This window comes from Limnohabitans sp. T6-5, assembly GCF_003063315.1.
Lineage (GTDB): Bacteria > Pseudomonadota > Gammaproteobacteria > Burkholderiales > Burkholderiaceae_C > Limnohabitans_A.
In genome coordinates this window covers 394,787-415,372 of record NZ_NERV01000003.1, presented here as the reverse complement: position 1 = coordinate 415,372, position 20,586 = coordinate 394,787, and the positions used below count along the sequence as shown (strand labels likewise).

At 54.4% G+C, this 20,586-nt stretch carries 18 protein-coding genes; 9 read left to right on the top strand and 9 right to left on the bottom strand.

Annotated features, from left to right (window positions below; all coding sequences use genetic code 11):
- The first annotated feature begins 52 nt into the window (after window positions 1-52).
- The 4 genes from B9Z51_RS13555 to B9Z51_RS13540 are packed head-to-tail and all read left to right on the top strand — an operon-like array spanning window position 53 to window position 2,644.
- The gene (locus B9Z51_RS13555) at window positions 53-877 is read left to right on the top strand and encodes a LytTR family DNA-binding domain-containing protein (protein ID WP_108375577.1); all 825 of its coding nucleotides are present in this window, start codon (window positions 53-55) and stop codon (window positions 875-877) included.
- Window positions 878-932: 55 nt separating this feature from the next.
- Window positions 933-1,595, top strand: coding sequence for a CsgG/HfaB family protein (locus B9Z51_RS13550; RefSeq protein ID WP_108375575.1), 663 nt, complete (start codon window positions 933-935; stop codon window positions 1,593-1,595).
- Between the two features lie 8 nt (window positions 1,596-1,603).
- Entirely contained in the window at window positions 1,604-1,963 is a 360-nt protein-coding gene (locus B9Z51_RS13545) for a DUF4810 domain-containing protein (RefSeq protein WP_233254967.1), read from the top strand.
- A gap of 15 nt (window positions 1,964-1,978) precedes the next feature.
- Window positions 1,979-2,644 (top strand): DUF799 domain-containing protein, encoded by a 666-nt coding sequence (locus tag B9Z51_RS13540; protein WP_108375571.1) that lies wholly within the window; start codon window positions 1,979-1,981, stop codon window positions 2,642-2,644.
- Window positions 2,645-2,722: 78 nt separating this feature from the next.
- Here B9Z51_RS13540 and B9Z51_RS13535 read toward each other — a convergent pair whose 3' ends face one another.
- The 3 genes from B9Z51_RS13535 to B9Z51_RS13525 all read right to left on the bottom strand — a co-directional run bounded on the left by B9Z51_RS13535 (window position 2,723) and on the right by B9Z51_RS13525 (window position 5,218).
- Complete coding sequence (locus tag B9Z51_RS13535) at window positions 2,723-3,970, bottom strand: MFS transporter (RefSeq protein ID WP_233254966.1); 1,248 nt, start codon at window positions 3,968-3,970, stop codon at window positions 2,723-2,725.
- Entirely contained in the window at window positions 3,963-4,679 is a 717-nt protein-coding gene (locus B9Z51_RS13530; RefSeq protein ID WP_233254965.1) for a DUF2239 family protein, read from the bottom strand. Before B9Z51_RS13530 ends, B9Z51_RS13535 begins: the two co-directional genes overlap by 8 nt.
- 164 nt (window positions 4,680-4,843) lie before the next feature.
- The gene (locus B9Z51_RS13525) at window positions 4,844-5,218 is read right to left on the bottom strand and encodes a hypothetical protein (RefSeq protein ID WP_108375569.1); all 375 of its coding nucleotides are present in this window, start codon (window positions 5,216-5,218) and stop codon (window positions 4,844-4,846) included.
- Between the two features lie 141 nt (window positions 5,219-5,359).
- On the opposite strand from B9Z51_RS13525, the gene B9Z51_RS13520 reads away from it, so the two are divergent.
- The 5 genes from B9Z51_RS13520 to B9Z51_RS13505 all read left to right on the top strand — a co-directional run bounded on the left by B9Z51_RS13520 (window position 5,360) and on the right by B9Z51_RS13505 (window position 11,642).
- Entirely contained in the window at window positions 5,360-7,222 is a 1,863-nt protein-coding gene (locus B9Z51_RS13520; RefSeq protein ID WP_108375567.1) for a glutamine--tRNA ligase/YqeY domain fusion protein, read from the top strand.
- 62 nt (window positions 7,223-7,284) lie between these two features.
- Entirely contained in the window at window positions 7,285-8,802 is a 1,518-nt protein-coding gene (locus tag B9Z51_RS13515; RefSeq protein WP_108375565.1) for a DGQHR domain-containing protein, read from the top strand.
- A gap of 2 nt (window positions 8,803-8,804) precedes the next feature.
- Window positions 8,805-10,181 carry a hypothetical protein gene (locus B9Z51_RS18285; RefSeq protein ID WP_146187772.1) on the top strand — a complete coding sequence of 459 codons (1,377 nt, stop codon included), beginning with the start codon at window positions 8,805-8,807 and terminating at the stop codon, window positions 10,179-10,181.
- Window positions 10,178-11,317 carry a DNA adenine methylase gene (locus B9Z51_RS13510; RefSeq protein ID WP_158272894.1) on the top strand — a complete coding sequence of 380 codons (1,140 nt, stop codon included), beginning with the start codon at window positions 10,178-10,180 and terminating at the stop codon, window positions 11,315-11,317. Before B9Z51_RS18285 ends, B9Z51_RS13510 begins: the two co-directional genes overlap by 4 nt.
- Before the next feature lie 76 nt (window positions 11,318-11,393).
- The gene (locus B9Z51_RS13505; protein ID WP_369959220.1) at window positions 11,394-11,642 is read left to right on the top strand and encodes a DUF924 family protein; all 249 of its coding nucleotides are present in this window, start codon (window positions 11,394-11,396) and stop codon (window positions 11,640-11,642) included.
- Here the strand turns inward: B9Z51_RS13505 and B9Z51_RS13500 are convergent.
- The 6 genes from B9Z51_RS13500 to B9Z51_RS13475 are packed head-to-tail and all read right to left on the bottom strand — an operon-like array spanning window position 11,639 to window position 20,540.
- Window positions 11,639-14,758, bottom strand: a complete 3,120-nt coding sequence (locus tag B9Z51_RS13500) for an HsdR family type I site-specific deoxyribonuclease (protein WP_108375561.1) — start codon at window positions 14,756-14,758, stop codon at window positions 11,639-11,641. The genes B9Z51_RS13505 and B9Z51_RS13500 overlap by 4 nt on opposite strands.
- Window positions 14,755-15,783: a RhuM family protein gene (rhuM, locus tag B9Z51_RS13495; RefSeq protein ID WP_108375559.1), complete on the bottom strand. Its 1,029-nt coding sequence runs from the start codon at window positions 15,781-15,783 to the stop codon at window positions 14,755-14,757. The genes B9Z51_RS13500 and rhuM overlap by 4 nt, the downstream gene beginning before the upstream one ends.
- Entirely contained in the window at window positions 15,780-16,646 is an 867-nt protein-coding gene (locus tag B9Z51_RS13490; RefSeq protein ID WP_108375557.1) for a Bro-N domain-containing protein, read from the bottom strand. Before B9Z51_RS13490 ends, rhuM begins: the two co-directional genes overlap by 4 nt.
- Window positions 16,643-17,887, bottom strand: coding sequence for a restriction endonuclease subunit S (locus tag B9Z51_RS13485; protein ID WP_108375555.1), 1,245 nt, complete (start codon window positions 17,885-17,887; stop codon window positions 16,643-16,645). The genes B9Z51_RS13490 and B9Z51_RS13485 overlap by 4 nt, the downstream gene beginning before the upstream one ends.
- Entirely contained in the window at window positions 17,884-18,978 is a 1,095-nt protein-coding gene (locus B9Z51_RS13480) for a YhcG family protein (RefSeq protein WP_199227539.1), read from the bottom strand. Before B9Z51_RS13480 ends, B9Z51_RS13485 begins: the two co-directional genes overlap by 4 nt.
- On the bottom strand, window positions 18,975-20,540 hold the full coding sequence (locus B9Z51_RS13475; protein WP_108375553.1) for a type I restriction-modification system subunit M: 1,566 nt from the start codon (window positions 20,538-20,540) through the stop codon (window positions 18,975-18,977). The genes B9Z51_RS13480 and B9Z51_RS13475 overlap by 4 nt, the downstream gene beginning before the upstream one ends.
- Between the last annotated feature and the right edge of the window lie 46 nt (window positions 20,541-20,586).

Here is a 20,586-nt window from a genome sequence, read left to right as displayed (position 1 = left end):
TGTCGGGGCTGAAGCCACCGACCTACAAAACTTGAGCAACAACCTTCATCGCATGAACACAACCCCCTCTGCACTGATCGCCGAAGACGAACCACTGCTGGCGCAAACCCTGGCGAATGAACTGCGCGCCTTATGGCCCGACATCCACCTCGTGGCCATCGCAGGCGACGGCCTGAGCGCCGTGCAACTGGCGCTGCAACACCGCCCCGATGTGCTGTTTTTTGACATCCGCATGCCGGGCCAAAGCGGGCTCGAAGCTGCCGCCGAAGTGGCCGAAGAATGGCCCGAAACCCAAGCCTTTCCGCTGCTGGTGTTTGTGACCGCCTACGACCAATACGCCATCCAGGCCTTTGATGCGCAGGCCGTGGACTACGTGCTCAAGCCCGTGCGTGCTGACCGGCTGGCGCAAACCGTGGCGCGGCTGCAAAACGCCCTGAGCCAGCGGCAACCCGGCCCCGACACCAGCGCCCAGCTGGACCCGGTGCTCAACCAGCTGCGCGCCTTGCTGAGCGCGTCCACCGAAGCCGCCAAACCCGAGGCCCCCCTGCAACTGCTTCAACTGCTGCAAGCCAGCCAAGGCAACCAACTGCGCATGGTGCCTGTGGACGATGTGCTGCGGCTGGAGGCGGCCGACAAATACGTGCGCGTGTTCACGCTGAACGGTGATGAGGTGCTGCTGCGCACCCCGCTCAAGGAACTCATGCAGCGCCTGGACCCACAAGTGTTCTGGCAAATCCACCGGGGCAGCGTGGTGCGCGCCACGGCCATCGAGTCGGTCACCCGCGACGATTCGGGGCGCCTGAGTTTGCGCCTGAAAGGTCAAAACGAGTCATTGGGTGTCAGCCGACTGTATGCACAGTTATTCAGAGCCATGTGACGCACTAAAATGACAATTAATTCCAAATAGTTCACAAATCTCCTACAAATCAATCATGAAACAACTTCTTCTCCTGTCCATTGCATCTCTGACCTTGGCGGGCTGCGTCCAGGAAGGCTCTCGCACATTGCCGATTCAAAAGGTCGAGTCAGCCGCCATTCCCAGCACGGCGGCCAAAGTACCCGTGTCTGTGGGCAAATTTGACAACCGTTCCTCTTTCATGCGCGGCGTGTTCTCCAATGGCGAAGACCGCATGGGCAGTCAAGCTCAAACCATTTTGGTCACGCATCTCCAACAATCGCGCCGCTTCAATGTGCTGGATCGCAGCGTGATGAGTGAAATCAAACAAGAAGCTGCGTTGAAAAATCAAACCCAAAGCCTCAAAGGCGCTGACTATGTCATCACGGGCGACGTGACCGAGTTTGGTCGCAAAGACGTGGGTGACCGTCAACTGTTTGGCATTTTGGGTCGTGGCAAAACACAAATTGCTTATGCCAAAGTCAGCATCAACATCGTCAACACCCTCACCTCCGAGGTGGTGCATTCGGCACAAGGCGCGGGTGAATACAGCTTGTCCGAACGTGAAGTCATTGGCTTTGGCGGCACCGCTGGTTACGACGCCACGCTGAACGGCAAAGTTCTGGATCTGGCCATTCGCGACGCCGTCAACACGCTGGTCAGCAGCATGGACAACGGCGCATGGCGCCCAGAACGTTGAGAAACAGCATGCTGCAAACATTCAAACTCACGCTGCTCGCAGCCGCGCTGGCCCTCTGCGGCTGTGCCAATAAAACCGTCGTCCCCCCGCTGTATGGCTGGAACGGGTACGAAAAAAACATCGACACCTACTTCCGCGGCGACCGCGAAAGCCTGGACACCCAAGCCAAATTGATGGAAGACGATCTGCAAAAAATGCGTGCAGGCGGCAAAGCCATACCGCCCGGCTACCAAGCCCACATGGGACTTCTGTATGGCAAACAAGGTGACATGGGCCGTTTCCAGAAACACCTTGAGGCTGAAAAACAGCAATTCCCGGAATCAGAAAGTTTCATTGACTTTCTGCTTCGCAAATTCAAGAAAAACTGAGCCCCGGGGACACGCATGAAAATTTCAATCCGGCTGATGGTCACGGCCTTGTCCATCGCATTGCTGAGTGGCTGCGCCAGCAAACCCAAAACGCCTTACGACTACACCAACTTGAAAGAGAGCCAGCCCAGATCCATTCTGGTTTTGCCGCCTCTGAACAAGACCCCCGAAGTCCGCGCCAGCTACAGCATGCTGGCCCAGGTGACCAACCCTTTGTCAGAGTCCGGCTACTACGTGATGCCCGTCACGCTGGTGGATGAAACCTTCAAGGAAAACGGCATCACCGAAGCGAGCGATGCCCACGCGCTGCCGAGCGCCAAGCTGCGCGAGATCTTTGGCGCCGACGCGGCGCTCTACATCACCATGACCCAATACGGGACGGTTTACAAAGTGCTGGACAGCGCCACCACGGTGACCGCCGAGGCCCGACTGGTTGACCTGAAAACAGACAAACTGCTCTGGACCGGCAGAGCCTCCGCCAGCACGGCTGAACAACAAAACCAGCAACAAGGCGGCTTGGCTGGAATGCTCGTTGCGGCCATCGTCAAGCAGGTAATTGGCACGGTCTCGGACCAAAGTCACCCCATGGCGGGATTGGCCAGCCAGCGATTGCTCAGAGCTGGTCGTGCCGATGGATTGCTGTACGGTCCCCGCTCCCCCTTGTTTGTCAAGGAACCTTGAAGCCCCATACACCGCGCTGGAAACCGGCGCGGTGCGCAGATCAGCGCCCACCAGCGCTTGATCCATGGCACCCGCCCCTCAAGCCGTGCGGGTATTACCCGTTTGTTGGCGACGATGCCTGCGCAAATGCATCACCGCCAGCGCCAGCGAAGCCAGTTGCAGCGCCGCGCAAAAGTAAAACGGTGCGCCCATGCGCCAGTCGCCACGCGGCAAGTGCGACACCAGCGCGAGCAATGGCGCCCCCAGAATCGGGGCCACCACGGCCATCAAGCTGCTCAGAGCGCTGACAGCGCCCATGGTCTGGCCCTGGCTCTTGCTGTCGGCGGCCGACGAAATCATGCTTTGCACCGACGCTGCCACCGTGCCGCCCAGCAAGTTGATGGCGATGACGGCGTACATCATCCAGCCCTCGGTGGCCGCACCCCACAGCGTGTAGGCGATGACCGACGACACCAGACCCATGATGGCCAGTTTGGGCGGCGCAAAGCGCTTGAGCAAACGGCCCATCAAGACGCCTTGCACCAGCACCGCCACCACGCCCACAACGGCCAGTGACCAGCCGTTTTCACTGGGACCCCAGCCAAACTTGAAGCTGTTGTAAAGCACCCAAACCGTGTACAGCACAAACTGCGCCAAACCGCTGAACGCCACCACGCCCACCAGCGGCCCCACACCCTTCAACTGCCCCAGCTTGCGCAATGAGCTGGCCGGATTGGCCGAGCGCCAGCTGAAGGCTTTGCGCTGCGCGGCGGGCAGCGACTCGGGCAACACAAAGTAGCCATACAAACCGTTCAGCAAAGTGAGGCCGCCGGCCACATAAAACGGCAAATGCAGGTCAATCGCCCCCAACAAACCGCCCATCACCGGCCCCACGATGAAGCCCAAGCCCATCATGGCGCCCAGCAAGCCAAAGCGCTTGGCCCGCTCTTCGGGCGCAGAAATGTCGGCCACATAGGCGTTGGCAATGGCCGCGTTGGCCTGCATGGCGCCACCCAGCGTGCGCACCGCAATCAAACCCCACAGCGTGGTGCTCATGGCTGTGCCAAAAAAGCTCACGCCCAGGCCCATGAAACCCAGCAGCAACACAGGCCTGCGCCCATATCGGTCGGACAAAGCGCCGAGTACCGGCGCTGCCAAAAAGTTGGACACCCCAAACGACACCGCCGCCACGCCATACCAATAGGCCTGATCGGCCTGGCTGTTGGCAAAACTGCCCACCAGCGCGGGCAAGACCGGGATGATGATGCCGATGGCGGCCATGTCGATCAGCACCGCCAGCATGATGAAAGGCATGGCCGCCTCTCGGGAACGAAACTTTTCACGCATGGGGCAACTCCGTTGGGCTCAAATCGTCAGAAGGCAACCAGGCCGCTTGGGCCAGGTGCTGCAAATGGTTTTGTATGTCTTGCGGCCAAGGCGCCATCAGGGCCTCAAACCGGGGGCGGTCGGCTGCAAACAAGGCGCGAGCGGCTTCTTCAAAGCCTTCCAGACTGCCCGCCATGGCCGACATGAAGCGATAAGCCGCCTCTTGCGCCAAGCGGCGCTGGTCTTGCGACTGGCTGTCTTTGCGGGCTTGCTCGACCAGCTTGCGCAATGCCACCGAAGCGCCGCCGGGCTGGCTGCTGAGCCAGGCCCAGTGGCGCGGCAACAAAGTCACCTCACGCGCCACCACGCCCAGCTTGGGGCGGCCCGGGCCTGTCTTGGTCGATGCGGTGTCTTCGCTTGGGGTGTCTGCACCCGGTGCACCTGCAAGGTCTGTGGGGGGCGTGCTGTCGGCCGGGCTTGCGGCGCAAGCCAGCGCTGCAGGATGGGACACGGCCAGCCGCGCCAACACCTCTTGGGGCGTGCCCCGCAGATCAAAATCCAGCACCTCGCTGGTGCAAGCGTTGAACACCATGAAGCGCGCCAAAGGCCGCGCTTCAGTGGCCGCCTTCACCTGCAAAGCCACTTCGGTCAAACCGCCACGGGCCAGGCAACGGCTACCTTCAAAGGCGATGAATTCAAGAGGGGATAGGTCAAGATTAGGCGGGCTCAAACGGTGCTTTCAATCGCAAAAGCCGCAATTATGCCCGGATTAAATTAAATTACCCGGGTATTAATTTAAAAAATCCGAAGGTCAGCGGCTTCAGCCCCGACATGCAGCCTGTGCCAAATCCAATAACGTCGGACTCTGCGAGTACTGACCTGCAGGCATGAGCCTCACCGGCGCCATCCGTCACGCCCATCACCGCGCCCATGCCCATGTTCATGGCGGTGGCGCCAATCCCGCTCATCGCGGTTGCCGCCATAAGCCCAACCCGGCCCAGGACGATAAACCGGCGGGGCATAAACGGGCGGGGCATACACCACACGCGGCGGCGGTGGCATGTAAATGGGCCGAGGCTGCGGCATGACCGCCACAGGGCCGGGCTCATGTACCCGGCCATAAACCGGCGGATAGCCCATGCGCGACGACACCACCACCTGCGGCTCCATCACCACCGGGTGGGCGCACCCCACCTGGGCCAAACCCAGCGCCAGGCCACCCCACAAGGCCAGCTTGCGGCCCCAGGTGTTGAACAAATGAATGGACATGCAAATTCTCCAAAATGAACAGCGGCAATTGCCCGCCTGCACCTTTAGCGTTTGAGCAGCCCCCAAGGACCACACCCGGCGCTTCACAATGGTGTCCAACCGTAACGGATCGCCTGCGGCAAGCCTCTAAAATCAAGCGCTATGACCGCCCCCACCCCCAAAGCTCCCGACACCAACGCCACCGCCGACCACAAAGTCAGCAACTTCCTGCGCCAAATCATCGAAAACGACCTGGACAAAGGCACCTACGCCAGCCGCCGCTGGGCAGGCAGCCCCGGCGACGCCGCGCACCACGCTGCGGGCCAACCCGACCCGGCCAAGATCCGCACCCGCTTTCCGCCCGAGCCCAACGGCTATTTGCATGTGGGCCACGCCAAAAGCATCTGCATCAACTTCGGGCTGGCCAAAGAATACGGCGGCGTGTGCCACCTGCGCTTTGACGACACCAACCCCGAAAAAGAAGACACCGAATACGTCAACAGCATCATCGACGCCGTGAAATGGCTCGGTTTTGACTGGTCGCAGTTGGGCCAGGCCCAAGGCGCAGCCGCATCCGAGGACTGCAGCGCCGCCCCCTACCAGGCCAGCGACTACTTCGACTTCATGTACCGCGCCGCCGAGGCGCTGATCGAAGCCGGCCACGCCTATGTGGACGAACAAAGCGCCGAAGACATGCGCGCCAACCGGGGCGACTTTGGCAAGCCCGGCGTGGACAGCCCCTTCCGCAGCCGCACCGTGACAGAAAACCTGACGCGCTTTCGCGAAATGCGCGACGGCCAACTGGCCGACGGCGCGGCCGTGCTGCGCGCCAAGATCGACATGGCTTCGCCCAACATCAATATGCGCGACCCGGCCATCTACCGCATCCGCCGCGCCACCCACCACCACACGGGCGACACCTGGTGCATCTACCCGATGTACACCTTTGCCCACCCCATCGAAGACGCGTTGGAGCAAATCACCCACAGCATCTGCACGCTGGAGTTTGAAGACCAGCGCCCGTTTTACGACTGGCTGATGGAGCGCCTGTGCGAGTGCAAGCTGCTGGCCGCGCCCAGCCCCAAACAATACGAATTTGCCCGCCTGAACCTGACCTATGTGATCACCAGCAAACGCAAGCTGGCGCAACTGGTGAATGAAGGCAAAGTCAGCGGCTGGGACGACCCGCGCATGCCGACCATCGTGGGCCTGCGCCGCCGGGGCTACACGCCGACAAGCCTGCGCCTGTTTGCCGACCGCATTGGCGTGACCAAAAGCGACAGCTGGATCGACTACAGCACGCTCGAAGGGTGCCTGCGCGAAGACCTGGAAAACAAAGCCCACCGCGGCATGGCCGTGCTCGACCCCGTCAAACTCGTGCTGACCAACTGGGCCGAGGCCTTTGGCAGCGACGGCCACACCGAAGCCTGCACCCAACCCGCCCTGCCCCACAGCGCGATTGCCGAAGGCCAAACGCCACCCGCCGACCGCACGTTCCTGATCGGCAAAGAAGTGTGGATTGAGCGCGAAGACTTTGAAGAAGTGCCGCCCAAGGGCTACAAAAGATTGTTCCCCGGCAACGTGGTGCGCCTGAAAGGCGGCTACGTGATCGAATGCACCGGCTGCGCACGCGACGCGGCAGGACGCGTAACAGAAGTGCACGCCAAAGTGATCCCCGGCACCAAGAGCGGCACGCCCGGCGCCGACAGCGTCAAAGCCAAAGCCGCAATCACTTGGGTGAGCGTGGCCGACGGCGTGCCAGCCGAAGTGCGCCTGTACGACCGCCTGTTTGCCGAAGCGCACCCCGATGCGGGCGGCAAAGACTTCTTGCAAAGCCTCAACCCGGACAGCCTGAAAATGGTGACGGCTTATGTGGAGCCATCATTGGCCGGTGCGCAGCCGGACCAGAAGTTCCAGTTTGAGCGGTTTGGGTACTTTGTGGCCGACCGCCTAGATCATGTGGCGGGAGCCAAGCCGGTGTTTAACCGGGTGACGGGGTTGAAAGATTCTTACGCTAACCGATAAGGCATCTATAGATTTATGGTTATCTTTGGCGAATATTAAAAATAAAGTTTGAGGAGAGGTTCATGGAAAAACAAAAAATTGCTGCTATTGAGTGTCGACAATGGCTAGCAGATTGGGATAACTATCAGTATTCTGGAGAGAACTCTAGAGCTCATCCTCCGAAGGAAATGATGCTCTTCTCCATGTCTGCGAGGCTTTTGAAAAAGCTATCAGGTGTCTACGAAAGAAAGCGAGAGGGCAACGTAGCGACTGGTATTCAACGGGCTCACGTTAAGGACCGGTCTCTTGAGATCGTTGAGTACGTCAAATCTGGCTACCCATATGGCAATCTTTCAGCCAAACAGAAGTCAGATATCGAAAACGATCCTTTAAAAAAGCCTGGATGGCTTCCAACAGCCATCGTTGTAAATTTACTGAAGCCTAATGAACCCCGAAGAGGTAAAACGGTATCTAATCAAGATCTCATTTCTGTTTCAAAGCGTAGTAACTCCAATTCAGTGGAATTGGAGTTACCACTTGGAATCGATTGCACAGACTGGCTACCTACAGGCGTCCCCCCAATTGAAATCATTGATGGCCAACACCGGCTTTTTGCATTTGATGAAAAATCTGGTTTACCTGAAGATTTCGAACTACCTGTCGTGGCTTTTCACGGATTAGATATCGGCTGGCAAGCTTATCTTTTTTGGTCAATAAACGTTTCCCCAAAAAGAATAAACCCTAGCCATGCGTATGACTTATTCCCACTATTGAGAACTCAGGACTGGCTTGAAGCGACCCCATCAACCCACGTCTATAGAGAAGCACGCGCGCAAGAACTTACAGATTTACTTTACAGACACGAGCAGAGTCCCTGGCATCAACGAATTAATATGCTTGGGGAACGCAAAAGTGGTTGGATTTCACAAGCCAGCTGGGTACAGGCAATATTCAATTCATTCTTGAGCCCTGGGTTATCAGCTCGCAGTCGAAAGGGACTTTTCGCTGCCAATTTAAGCCAAACTAAAGGCCCACTGGAATGGAGTCGTCCACAACAAGCTGCCTTTTTAATTTTTCTTTGGTCTGAATTAGCGAATGGTGTTCGTAAAAAACAGGATGGCTGGGCTGAACAAATAAGAAAAGTTGATGGTGATCAGATCGACTTTTCAGATGGCCATGACATTGCATTTTCTGGATCAAAGAGCCTGCTTAACCATGACCAAGGAGTCAGAGGATTTTCTCTGGCTATCAATGATATCTTATTTGCAATGTCAGAAGAGTTACATTTACCCGAATGGAAATATGATGACATAAATGCGGGCGAGACTCGAGATTCCGATATCGACAAATGCTTAGAAGATATTAATAAACAAAGTTTTTATCAACCTTTATTAAAGGCAATGCATATACTCGCCAATTTCGACTGGAGATCATTTGATGCACCTGGTTTGAATACGACCGAATCACTGATGAAAGCTAGCTTCCGTGGGACAGGTGGCTACAGTCGGTTGCGAAGAGAGCTGCTTAATGTTCTAGCCTCTGGAAATACTGCGCTGAGTGCAACAGCAAAAAATATTAGTGCGACTGAAATCCAAGGCTAAATATGGCGCTATCTCCATATGAATCCGGTCAGATCGCAAAAGCTGATCGTGCAACGATAGTTGCAGCACTATCAAGGGTCATTTCCAATGGAACTGGCCCTTGGTGCCAGCCCAATCACAAAGCAAGTCAAGGTGTAACACTTGATATGCATCCAACACTGGCATCGGCTATTAGCCCTGCTGAAGTTGCAGAATATTTGGCACTAGCAGCACCAAATCATTGCATAGACGGATGGTCATATTTATCTAGAGCACTGAGCGCCTACTTGTCTGGTGACGGACATACAAGTTGGCATCTTGGATACTACGCGGAGCTCCGTGCTGCGCAAGCAATATTATCTTCGTGTGGTCTTGGTGCTTTCAATGAATGGAATGCCGTTCTGGACAGCACAGGAAGTCTGCAAGTCATCGATAACCCCGCAAAAACCAGAAAAACGCGCTGTGGACAGTTACCGAACGCAAAGGGTACTCACACAATGGTTTGGTTAGCGTTACCCGAGGTAATCCACAACAGTAGCGGTGGAGCCGCAGCCCTACCTCATATGGCAGATATATTTGGAACCACACTCCCAAATCTGATTGCTCATGCGTTTCCCGGTGTAAATTCAGCTCAAATATCAGCAAGGTGGTTGTCAGATTGGGCTTTCGACTTAGAACAAGGTCTGACAGACAAAACTTTTAGAAATCTGTGTAGCTATTCTCCGCGTGTCTTGACACCACATAGGGCCAATCTAAATCAAGCGGTTTCATTTATCGAGAATTTTTGGAATACTTTTCAACCAACACCTGGGGCAACTTTTTTAGATCTAGACAAACACATTTTAAAAAAAGGGCTACAGGATCAAGCATTAGAGAAACTACGTAACCAACTTGGACGGGACCCAAATACGGTAGAAATGCAAACTGAAATCAGATCTGCTCACGAACGACTTTGTGCAGCAGAACCTATGTTGAATTGTATATCAGAGAATTTTTTAACTAGTCAAGGTGTTTTTCCACTCATTGCAGCGGCTTGCGACACATCAAAAACCCCGCAGGATCCTACTCCGGTATTGGCTAGAGCGACTTTGCTTTTACGTATGGCAACAGGTGTAGTCAATGGACTACTTAAAGATGCTGGATATAAACATGGCAATGAACTAGATTTTTGGCTAGAACCTATTTCAATTGAACATGGTTTAATTGAACGTTTTGAAGATATCAGAGATGATCGTCGATCATTGCACCAAGATTTATTAATTGCAACTGAAGATGCAGTCAGAGAGTATGGAAAGGCTACTACTCCTGTAACTCGCGCGGCATTCTTTGCGAATCCGGCCGTGAATTTTCACTTGTTATGCCAAGCAACCTGCATTCCGCAGTGGGGCCTACAACCATGAAATACATGGGTTCAAAAAGAGCCATGCTTACAAACGGGCTTGGACATCTTATAGAAGAAAAAACAAAAGATCGCCGTAGATTTGTAGATTTATTTTGTGGTTCTGGGGCTGTCTCTTCCTTTGTAGCACAACGAACTGAACTCCCCGTTCTCGCTTCTGATCTTCAAAAATATGCAACAACACTTACCGAAGCAGTTATTTGCAGAACAAAAGGCTTTGACCTTCAGAAAGTACATGACGTTTGGTATAGAGAAGCCTCCAATTGGATACACGAAGATCCTGCATTTTTAAAGGAAGTACTTGCTCTTGGCCAGCAACCAACTAATGGTCCCGAATCGATTGAGTGGATTGGCCGCACAAGAGTAATCGCTGAACTAAGCTCTCCACGATATCCAATAACCCGTGCATACGGAGGATACTACTACAGCATTCAGCAAGCGTTGGCGATTGACGCACTAAGAGCTACTGTAAATAAGAAGAATCGTGCTACAAAATTGGCAGCTTTGATTTCTGCTGCTAGTTCGTGTGCTGCGGCACCAGGACACACAGCACAACCTTTCTCAACTACTGAGACATCACTACCACACTTATTAAATGCATGGCGGAAAGATGTTTTTTTAGAAACTACACAAGCATTAAATAAATTAAGTACTACTTGGGCAAAAGTTCGAGGAGAGGTAAAACAAAAAAATGCTCTAGATGTTACAGAAAACCTAAACGATGGGGATTTAGTTTTTGTTGACCCTCCGTATTCAGAGGTTCAATATAGTAGATTTTATCATGTACTTGAAACAGTTGTCACTGGAAAAGCAATAACGGCAGAGGGTAGTGGCAGATATCCGCCAATTACACAGCGACCTCAATCTGCATTTTGTTTACTAACAAAGTCTATCGACGAATTTGATCGCCTTATGCTGGGTATTGCTGCCCAAGGAGCTCATTCAATAGTGACGTTCCCTGCCGGAGTTGCCTCAAACGGTTTATCGGGCGAAATCGTAGAAGCCTTGTCCGCACAGTATTTCAAAGTCAAGAAGCGAGAAGTTGCATCCGTATTTAGCACTCTTGGTGGAAATAAGTCTAATCGTAATGCTCGTCAAGGAACGAACGAATTGATCCTATATCTGGTTCCGATTTAATTGACCAAGACTAAGAGAGTGCAGAACGTTCATATGTCACTGGTCCGTTCTTTTTGTCATGTTTATTACCTGATACGTGAATCCCCAATCAATCCTCCACTTCTGGTTCACCGAACTCACCCCAAAGGACCACTGCGCCAAAGACGCCGCCTTGGACGAAGCCATCCGCACCCGCTTCGGGGCCACGCTGGAGGCTGCAGCGCGGTGTGAGTTGTTTGCCTTGCGCACCACGCCCGAGGGGCGCTTGGCCGAGATCTTGGTGCTCCGCCCAGCTTGTTATCTCCAGGCACGTACAGAAAAATCCTCAAAAATGTGGAAACGCTAGCCAATCCCCCCACCAACCCCCTTAAATTTCTCCACAAACGCAGCCACTTTTTGAAACACAGTCTGCTTTTTGGTCAGGTAAAGCGGGTTCAGGGGGCTCATTTTGGGGAGCATGGCGTTGAGTTCGGTGCCGTTGTCGCTGGCGTACTCGCGTTTGAGTGAGTGGACGATGTAGCGCTTGGCGGCGTCGGCGTTCAGGTTTTCTGAGCTGATCAGTTCTTGCGCTTCGCGCAGCTGTTCAGCTTGCGCATAGGTGAAGAAGGCTTCGATGACGCTGGCTTTGTCGTCGAACTGGCTCAGGTCGGTCTGGTTGATGAAGTCGACCAACAAACTTTCTTTGGCGCGGTTGCCCAGGCTGGCGCGAATGGCCCGGCGCACGTCTTCGACCAAATCGGCTTTGGTCTTGGTTTTTTTGTTGTTGTCAAAGATCAGCTCAAGGATGTAGTCGAGGTTGATCTCCTGCGACTTGAGCAAATCCACCTCAAACACCACATCGTCCCAATCGACGTTGGACTGCTCTGGTGCCCCGCCCTCACGCTGGCGGCGCAGCCAATCGCGAATATCGTTGTAGGCCGAGCGGTAGTCTTGAATCGCCCGCTCACTGGGAATCTGCACACTTTGCATGGCCGCGAACTCGGTGTCGCTCAGTCCGTGCTGCGCCTTGAAGGCCTCCACTGCCGCCGCATCGCGCACGTCCAGACTTTGCGCGGCGCGCAGGCTGGCGAACTCATCGAAGTTTTGCAACACGTTTTCAATGCGCAAATATTCGCCAAACACTTTGGCAAAGGCCTTTTTGTCGGCTTCTTTGTGGATGGCCGATGGGTCAGGAAAGCGCTGTTCCAGCTCCCCCACCACCTCGACGAAACCACGGCGTGCCTCACCCGTCACGATGTCGGTGAAGCCTTCCATGTATTCCTTGTAGCTTTTCTCCAGCACCACGTTTTTAGTGTTCTTGTCGCCAAACAAGGTGATGGCGTCGACCGTGGCTTTTTCCAGATCTCGGAAGGTCACGATGTTGCCAAACGTCTTGGTGGCGTCAAAGATGCGGTTGGTGCGGGAAAACGCTTGAATCAGGCCATGGAAGCGCAGGTTCTTGTCCACAAACAAGGTGTTTAGCCTGGGGGCGTCAAAGCCCGTAAGGAACATGCCCACCACAATCAGCAAGTCAATCTCGCCCGCCTTGACCTGCTTGGCAAGGTCGCGGTAGTAGTTCTGGAAGCCGTTACTGTCCACGCTGAAGCTGGTCTTGAAGTGCGTGTTGTAGTCCGCAATGGCGGCGGTCAAAAATTCTTTGGCGCTGCTGTTGAGGGCCGAGACTTCCAGGCTCTCGTCTTGGATATCGCCAATGGCTTCTTGCTCTTCGTTGGCGGCGAACGAAAAAATGGTGGCCACGCGCAAAGGCTTGTCGACGGCCTTTTGCAGGTCTTTGAAAGACTCGTAATACAACTTGGCCGCGTCCACGCTGCTGACGGCAAACATGGCGTTGAAGCCTTTGCCAGCCTGTGAAGCGCCCAGCTGCAGGCGGTGGGTTTTACGGCGGAAGTTGCTCAGGATGTACTGCGAAATTTCTTCAATCCGCTTGGGGTGCAGCAAGGCCTGTTTGTTTTCGGCCGCGCTCAGCTTCTTTTCGTCCTGCTCGGTTTCGATGGTCTTGAACTGTGGGCGCACATCGTTGTAGTCCACCTTGAACTTCAGCACCTTTTCATCCCGAATGGCGTCGGTGATTACATACGAATGCAGCTCACTGCCAAACACGCTGGCAGTGGTTTCAGCGCCCAGGGCGTTCTCCGGAAAAATCGGCGTGCCGGTGAAGCCAAACTGGCAGAACTTCTTGAACTTCTTCTTCAGGTTCTTCTGCGCTTCGCCAAACTGGCTGCGGTGGCACTCATCAAAAATGAACACCACTTGCTTGCCGTAAATGGCCAAGTCGGACTCGGTGCGCATCAGGTTGTTGAGCTTTTGGATGGTGGTGACGATGATCTTGTTGTCGTCTTTTTCCAGGTTGCGCTTGAGGCCTGCCGTGCTGTCTGATCCGTTCACGCTGTCGGGCGAAAACCGTTGGTATTCCTTCATGGTCTGGTAGTCCAGATCCTTTCGGTCTACCACAAAGAACACCTTGTCCACAAAGTCGAGTTCGGTGGCCAAACGCGCCGCCTTGAAGCTGGTCAGCGTTTTGCCCGAGCCGGTGGTGTGCCAAATAAAGCCACCGCCCTCCAGCTTGCTCCAGCTCTTGGCATGGAAGGTGCTGGTGATCTTCCACAAAATGCGCTCGGTGGCGGCAATTTGGTAAGGGCGCATGATCAGCAAGGTGTCGCTGACATCAAACACCGAATATTGCAGCAACACCTTGAGCAAAGTCTGCTTTTGGAAAAAGGTGGCTGTGAAGTCTTTCAGGTCCTTGATCAGGCTGTTGTCCGCCTTCGCCCAGTTCATGGTGAAGTCGTAAGTGTTTTTGTTGCGCTGCGTGGTGTTGGCAAAGTAGCGCGTGTCGGTGCCGTTGGAAATCACGAACAGCTGCAAATACTTGAACAGCGAGTTCGCGCTGTTGAAGCTCTCTTTGCTGTAGCGGTGCACTTGGTTAAACGCCTCGCGAATGGCGACCCCGCGCTTCTTTAACTCGACCTGCACCAGTGGCAGGCCGTTCACCAAAATCGTCACGTCATAGCGGTTGGCTTGCGTGCCTGCCTGCTCAAATTGCTTGATGACCTGCAATTTGTTGTGCGCAATGCGTTTTTCGTCTTTGAGCACCAAGTAGATGTTCTGGATGCGCCCATCGTCAAACACAAAGTCGTGGATGTAGTCGTCGTGAACCTTACGGGTCTTCTCCACGATGCCATCGCTGCCTTTGTCCAACCAATTCTCTACAAAGCGTTGCCACTCCGCATCAGAAAACACCACGTTGTTGAGCGCTTGCAACTGCACGCGCACATTGGCCAGCAAGGCCTCGGGTGTGTTCAGCGCTGGTAGGTACTCGTAGCCTTGATTGCGCAGGTCTTCAATCAGTTCACGCTCCAGCTCGCTCTCGCTCTGGTAGCTGTCATTGACTTGCCAATCTTTGGTGTACCTGTCCAAAACGATGAAGTTTTTGGACTCGGCAATGGTTTTGTAGTCGATCACTTCCCTGCACTCCCTTTGTGCAGCAGCTTTTTGATTTGGCGGTCGAAATCGGATTCGATGCCTTGCTGCTTGTTGAATTTTTCATACTCGGCCAGCGCTATATGGTCAGCCTGTTCGCGGCTGATGCTGCCGTAGCCTTCCAGAACACGGTATTCATTGAAGGCCAAAAACTTGTCGACGCTCTCGGCAAAGCCCGTCATGGTGAAGCTGGTCCGCTGCTCGATGATGCGTTCGATGTAATCAAAAAAAGCGGCCACCGCACGCTCCAATTTTTTGATGTCCGGCTCGCTCAAATAGTTTTTGGCCACCAGCGTGTCCGACTTCAACACACGGCCAGCGGGTGCATTTTTAAAGGTGCTCAAGCCCATCAAGGGCTTGCTGGCATCGGCTTGGCGCGAAATGATCTCAGCCGAAGTCTGCCCCGTGATGGCAAAGTGGAACTTGTCTTGCACATGGGCGTAAAACAGCCGCGTGGTCTCTGACTTGGGGTCGTAGTCGATGCTGCACTCGGCAAAAATATCAGTGATCTGCTGGTAAATGCGCCGCTCACTGGCCCGAATGGAACGGACCCGCTCCAGCAACTCACGAAAATAATCCTGGCCAAAGAAGCGCCCGTTTTTCAGGCGCTCATCATCCATGGCAAAGCCCTTGATGATGTATTCCTTGATCAGCTGGGTGGCCCAGATGCGAAACTGCGTGGCCTGCGCCGAGTTGACGCGGTAGCCGACCGAGATGACGGCATCGAGGTTGAAATATTCAAGCTTGCGGGCGACTTGGCGCGAACCCTCTTGTTGAACTGTTTCCAAAACGGAAAGAGTTGCCTCAAGCTGCAGCTCACCCGACTCGTAGATGTTGTCCAGATGCTTGGAAATGGCCGCCACGCCCACACCAAACAGTTCGGCCATGCGCTTTTGGGTCAGCCAAATGGTTTCATTGTTGAGCAGCACCTCCACCTTGATGCCCCCATTGGGCGCGGTGTAGAGCAGAAACTCGGTGGTTTGGTCGCGCGTGGTGAGCTTCTTCATGCTTTGCCCCTTGTTTTGGGGCTGGGGTCCTGCCCCAGGGCCCGCAGCTGCTTGGCATTTTGCGGGCTGACCAGTTCTTTACCCGTTTCGGCCTCCAGCTTGAGCCGTGCCTGCCGGGCCACGCCGCCACCGCGCTTGGCCACGGATTCGTGGGCATCCAGCGTTTGCGGTTGCACAGCTTCAGAAATTTCCTTGGTGGACAGCTCGGCCAACATGCTCATGATCAACTCCTTGTTGGTCATGTTGTCGCGCAGGTTTTCTTTCTTCAGGCCCTTGTGCTGCTTGTATTCCTTGGCGGTTTTGTCGGCCCAGGTTTTGTAAATCACGTCGGTCAAAAAGGCGAACTCTGGCCCCTCTTGCAAGCCGTTTTTTTTCCACTCGTCGGTCAGCTCCTTGCGGATTTCGATGCTCTTGAGCCGCTGGTTGATCCAGTTGTCTGTGTAGCCAAGCCGCTTGTAGTCGAGCATGGCCTGATCGATGGACAACTCTGGGTCTTGCAACTGGTCCAGGCGCTGGCTGCCCACTTCGGCCAGCCACAGCTTGAAAGGTTCAGCCCGCTTGCTGGGGATGGACTGGATAAGCCGCAGGATTTGCTCGGTGTCCGCCACATCGGTCAGGTATTTTTTGCCGTCGGCGGCGGGCAATTTCAGTTGACTACAGTTTGTAGCCAACTGACTGCCTTCGTTTTTCAGGCGAACTTTGAGCACGCTCCAGTACTTGCGCGCCCGCGTGTAGTCGGGCTGATCGGTCAGCACCGCCACAACGTCGACCACCGAAAACCACCATTTCTCAGCTTCCGCATCCCACTCGTTGCGAATCAGCTGCGACTCAAACAGTTTGACTTTGCTGTCTGCATCGCTCATGCCATCACCTCTTGCGGTTTGGGAAAGCTCAGCAGCAAATCGCGGTAATGCGCGTATTGCTTCTGGCGCAGTTCAATTTCGCGGGGCAAGCCTTCGGTGATGGAGTTCGTCAGCGCATCGAATTCCTCGAGGATGGCGACGATTCGCGTTTGTTCTGTGAGCGACGGGAAAGGCAGCCTCAACTCTTCAAACGTAGCTAGATTGATATTGCTTTGTGCGCTACTCTTTTCTTTCCCTTTTTCTTCCAGCTTGTTTTTTACTGATTGAAGAATGTATTCAACATAGTCGGCACTGGTCTTGTGGGGGTCAGCAACAAAGCCAATGACTCTGTCTGGAAAGCATGCATGAAAGCCCAATATGGATGTTTCCGCAATGTTGGCCGCAATCGTGATGCAAAGCGTTCCCTTGGGCCATAACTTGCTTTGTTTTAGGCCAAATTCGCTGTAGGTTTGGCTGTATCTCGTGATGATGTGCGATGCACTTCTGATATCGCCTGTTTGTATGAACGGAATATCGCCACCATACAGCTTTGCGTCATTTCTCGGGCGATGTTTAGATCTTCCACGCCCAAAATCAAGAGCCATCTCAGGCAGCGTCTTCCACTCCACCTCCCCATCTTCAAAACTCAACAACTGATCGCGGTAGTGCTTGTATTGTTTTTTGCGGACGGTCAGCTCGGTGGTCAGCTCGGTGAAGGCGTCCAAGATGCGGACGATTTCGGCTTGGATTTCAAGCGATTTTTTGGGGTTGTCTGGGCAGGGGATGGGAACGGTAATCTTTGATAGATCACCACTTGAAACTCTACGTACCTTTGCGCCTGTGATGTATTTTCGTTTCTGCTCTTGAAATTCGTTCGTTTGCAAATAATGGGCTAAGTACTTGACGTTTTGCTTGTGCCTAAAAAGCATCATGTCACCAGAAATTGCGACTTCGGTACCGAGCCATGCAAGTGGCTTCACTACGTCTTCATCATTTTCAGAGGTAGTTGCTAATAAGAGGTCATTATTTTTCGCTTTTCTTAGACGTTTAGCCAATCCCTCTTCGACACAAGTAAATGCCGTGTTTGCTGCAAGACCATAGCGCGTGTAGATCTGACCATAGTGAATTGCAGGGAATCCGTCTTCAACGAAATCCTTTTTCTGCATTCCATTGCCGCGAATGAATTCACCAACCTGCCCGAGCGGCATCCACACAACTGCCACGCCATCCAGCAGCTTGTCCAAAAAGTTCACGTCGCTCATGCCTCGTCCCCCTGCAATTCGCGCTCAATTTCTTCAATGCTGGGCAGACTGCTCCCAAGGTTTTCCGGCAGGGCTCGGGTGAGTTCGTAGCTGGAAACGCCAATCGGTTTATCGACGCCGCGCAGGGCGTATTCGGCCAGCACGCGGTTGGACTGCTGGCACAGAATTAAACCTATGGTGGGTTGATCGGTTTCGTGGCGGAGCTTGTCGTCCACCACATTGCAGTAGAAGTTGATTTTTCCGGCGTATTCGGGTTTGAAGTCGCCGCGCTTGAGGTCGATCACCACATAGCAGCGCAGCTTGAGGTGATAAAACAGCAGGTCGATGTAAAAGTCCTGATCGCCGATAGCCAGGTGGTATTGCCGTCCAACAAAAGCAAAACCTTGCCCAAGCTCCAGCAAGAATTTTTCCAGATGGCTCACAAGGCCGGTTTCCAGTTCACGTTCGTGAAATCCGGGTTCGAGGGTTAAGAAATCGAACAGATAAGGGTCTTTGAGGGTTTGTTGCACAAAATCCGAATCTGGCGCAGGCAGACGGCTGGCGAAGTTGCTGACGGTGCGGCCCTGGCGGTGATGGGCAGCGGATTCGATCTGCATCACCAAGATGCTGCGGCTCCAGCCGTGTTGCAAGGTGGCTTGCATGTACCAGCGTCGGGTGGGTAAGTCCTTGACCTTGGCCATCAGCTCAGCGTGGTGCCCCCAGGGAATGGCTTGCAGCAACTGTGCCTCAAAAAGTGCCGCAGCCTGTGGCACTTCTGGGGTCGCTGCGCTTTGTGCCACAGCTTGTGGCACAAAGTCCACCAGCGGATATTCGCGGTAGAAGGCCAGCATGCGTTTGATATTGCGCTCAGAAAATCCTTTTTCCTCAGGCAGTGCATTGTGCAGGTCACGCGCGAGACGCGGAATGACACCAGCCCCCCAGCCTTCCTGTTTCTGTCGCTTGTCAATCAGCGCGCCAATGTCCCAGTAAAGCCGAATCAGCTCGGCATTGACAGCCAGCACAGCCCGCGTTTGGGCGTGGCGGACCCGCTGCTTGATGTCGCTGAGCAGATTAGCGTAGCCCTGGGGCAATGCTTGTGGCACCTCGGTCACGCTTCACCTCCTTCAATCTCGGCCACGATTGAATCAATGTCTTTGCGCAGTTGGTCGATCTTGGCCACGGTGGTTTTGAGCTGGGCGTTGATCTGGGCAATGTCCACAACTTCGCGGGTGTCTTTGGCCTGCACGTAGCTGCTGACGGACAGGTTGTAGTCGTTGGCGGCAATGTCGGCATGGCTGACCGAGCGGGCAAAGTGGTCCACGTTGGCCTTGCTGTCGAAGACGGCCATGATTTGCTCGATGTGTTCATCCAGTAATGTGTTGTTGTTCGTTTCTTTCTTGAACAAGCCGCTGGCGTCGATGAACTGGGTGGTGGTGTCGGCTTTGTGTTTGGACAGCACCAGAATGGTCACGGCAATGGTGGTGCCGTAAAACAGGTTGGGGGCCAGCGAGATGACGGTTTCCACATGGTTGTTGTCTACCAGGTATTGGCGGATTTTTTGCTCTGCACCACCCCGGTAAAAGATGCCCGGAAAGCAGACGATGGCGGCGCGGCCCTTGCTCGACAGGTAGTTGAGCGCGTGCAGCACAAAGGCAAAGTCGGCTTTGCTCTTGGGGGCCAGCACGCCTGCGGGGGCAAAGCGGTCGTCGTTGATCAGGGTTGGGTCGTCGCTGCCGATCCACTTCACCGAATACGGCGGGTTAGAGACGATGGCGTCAAACGGTTTGTCATCGCCAAAGTGCGGATCAATCAGCGTGTCGCCCAGCTGGATGTTGAACTTGTCGTAGTTGACGTTGTGCAAGAACATGTTCATGCGCGCCAAGTTGTACGTGGTGTGGTTGAGCTCTTGCCCCCAAAAACCGTCTTCAATCAAATGCTGGTCAATGTGTTTTCTGGCTTGCAGCAGCAGCGAGCCTGAGCCGCAGGCCAGGTCGTAAATTTTGTTGACACTGGTTTGTTTGTGCATGGCCAGCTGCGCAATCAGCTTGGACACATGCTGCGGCGTGAAAAATTCACCGCCCGATTTGCCCGCGTTGGCGGCGTAGTTGGAGATGAGGAATTCGTAGGCATCGCCAAACAGGTCGATCTGGTGGGTCTCGAAATCGCTGCCTCCAAAATCGCCAAAGTTGAGTTCGGCTACGCCTTTGAGCACGGCGGCCAGGCGGGTGTTTTTGTCTTTGACGGTGTTGCCCAGGCGGTTGCTGGTGGTGTCGAAGTCGGCAAACAGGCCGCGAATGTCGCGCTCTGAGGGGTAGCCCAGGGCTGAGTTTTCGATCGCTGAAAAGACTTTGGCCAGGTCGGTGTTCAGGCTTTCATTGGTGTTGGCGCTGGCCACCACATTGGCAAACAACTGGCTGGGGTAGATGAAGTAGCCCTTGGTTTTGATGGCGTCGTCCCTCACGGCGGGGGTGATGATGATGTCGTTCAAGCGGGCGTAGTTGATGTCCTCGTCACCACCTTCAATGTAGGCTGCAAAGTTTTCGCTGATGAAGCGGTAAAACAAAGTGCCGAGCACGTATTGCTTGAAGTCCCACCCGTCTACGGCGCCACGCACATCGTTGGCAATTTTCCAAATTTGGCTTTGCAAAGCTGCGCGCTGCTGGATACTCGTCATTCTTAAACCTTGTCGTTGTTTTGGGTGAATCGGGGGCGTTTGGTTT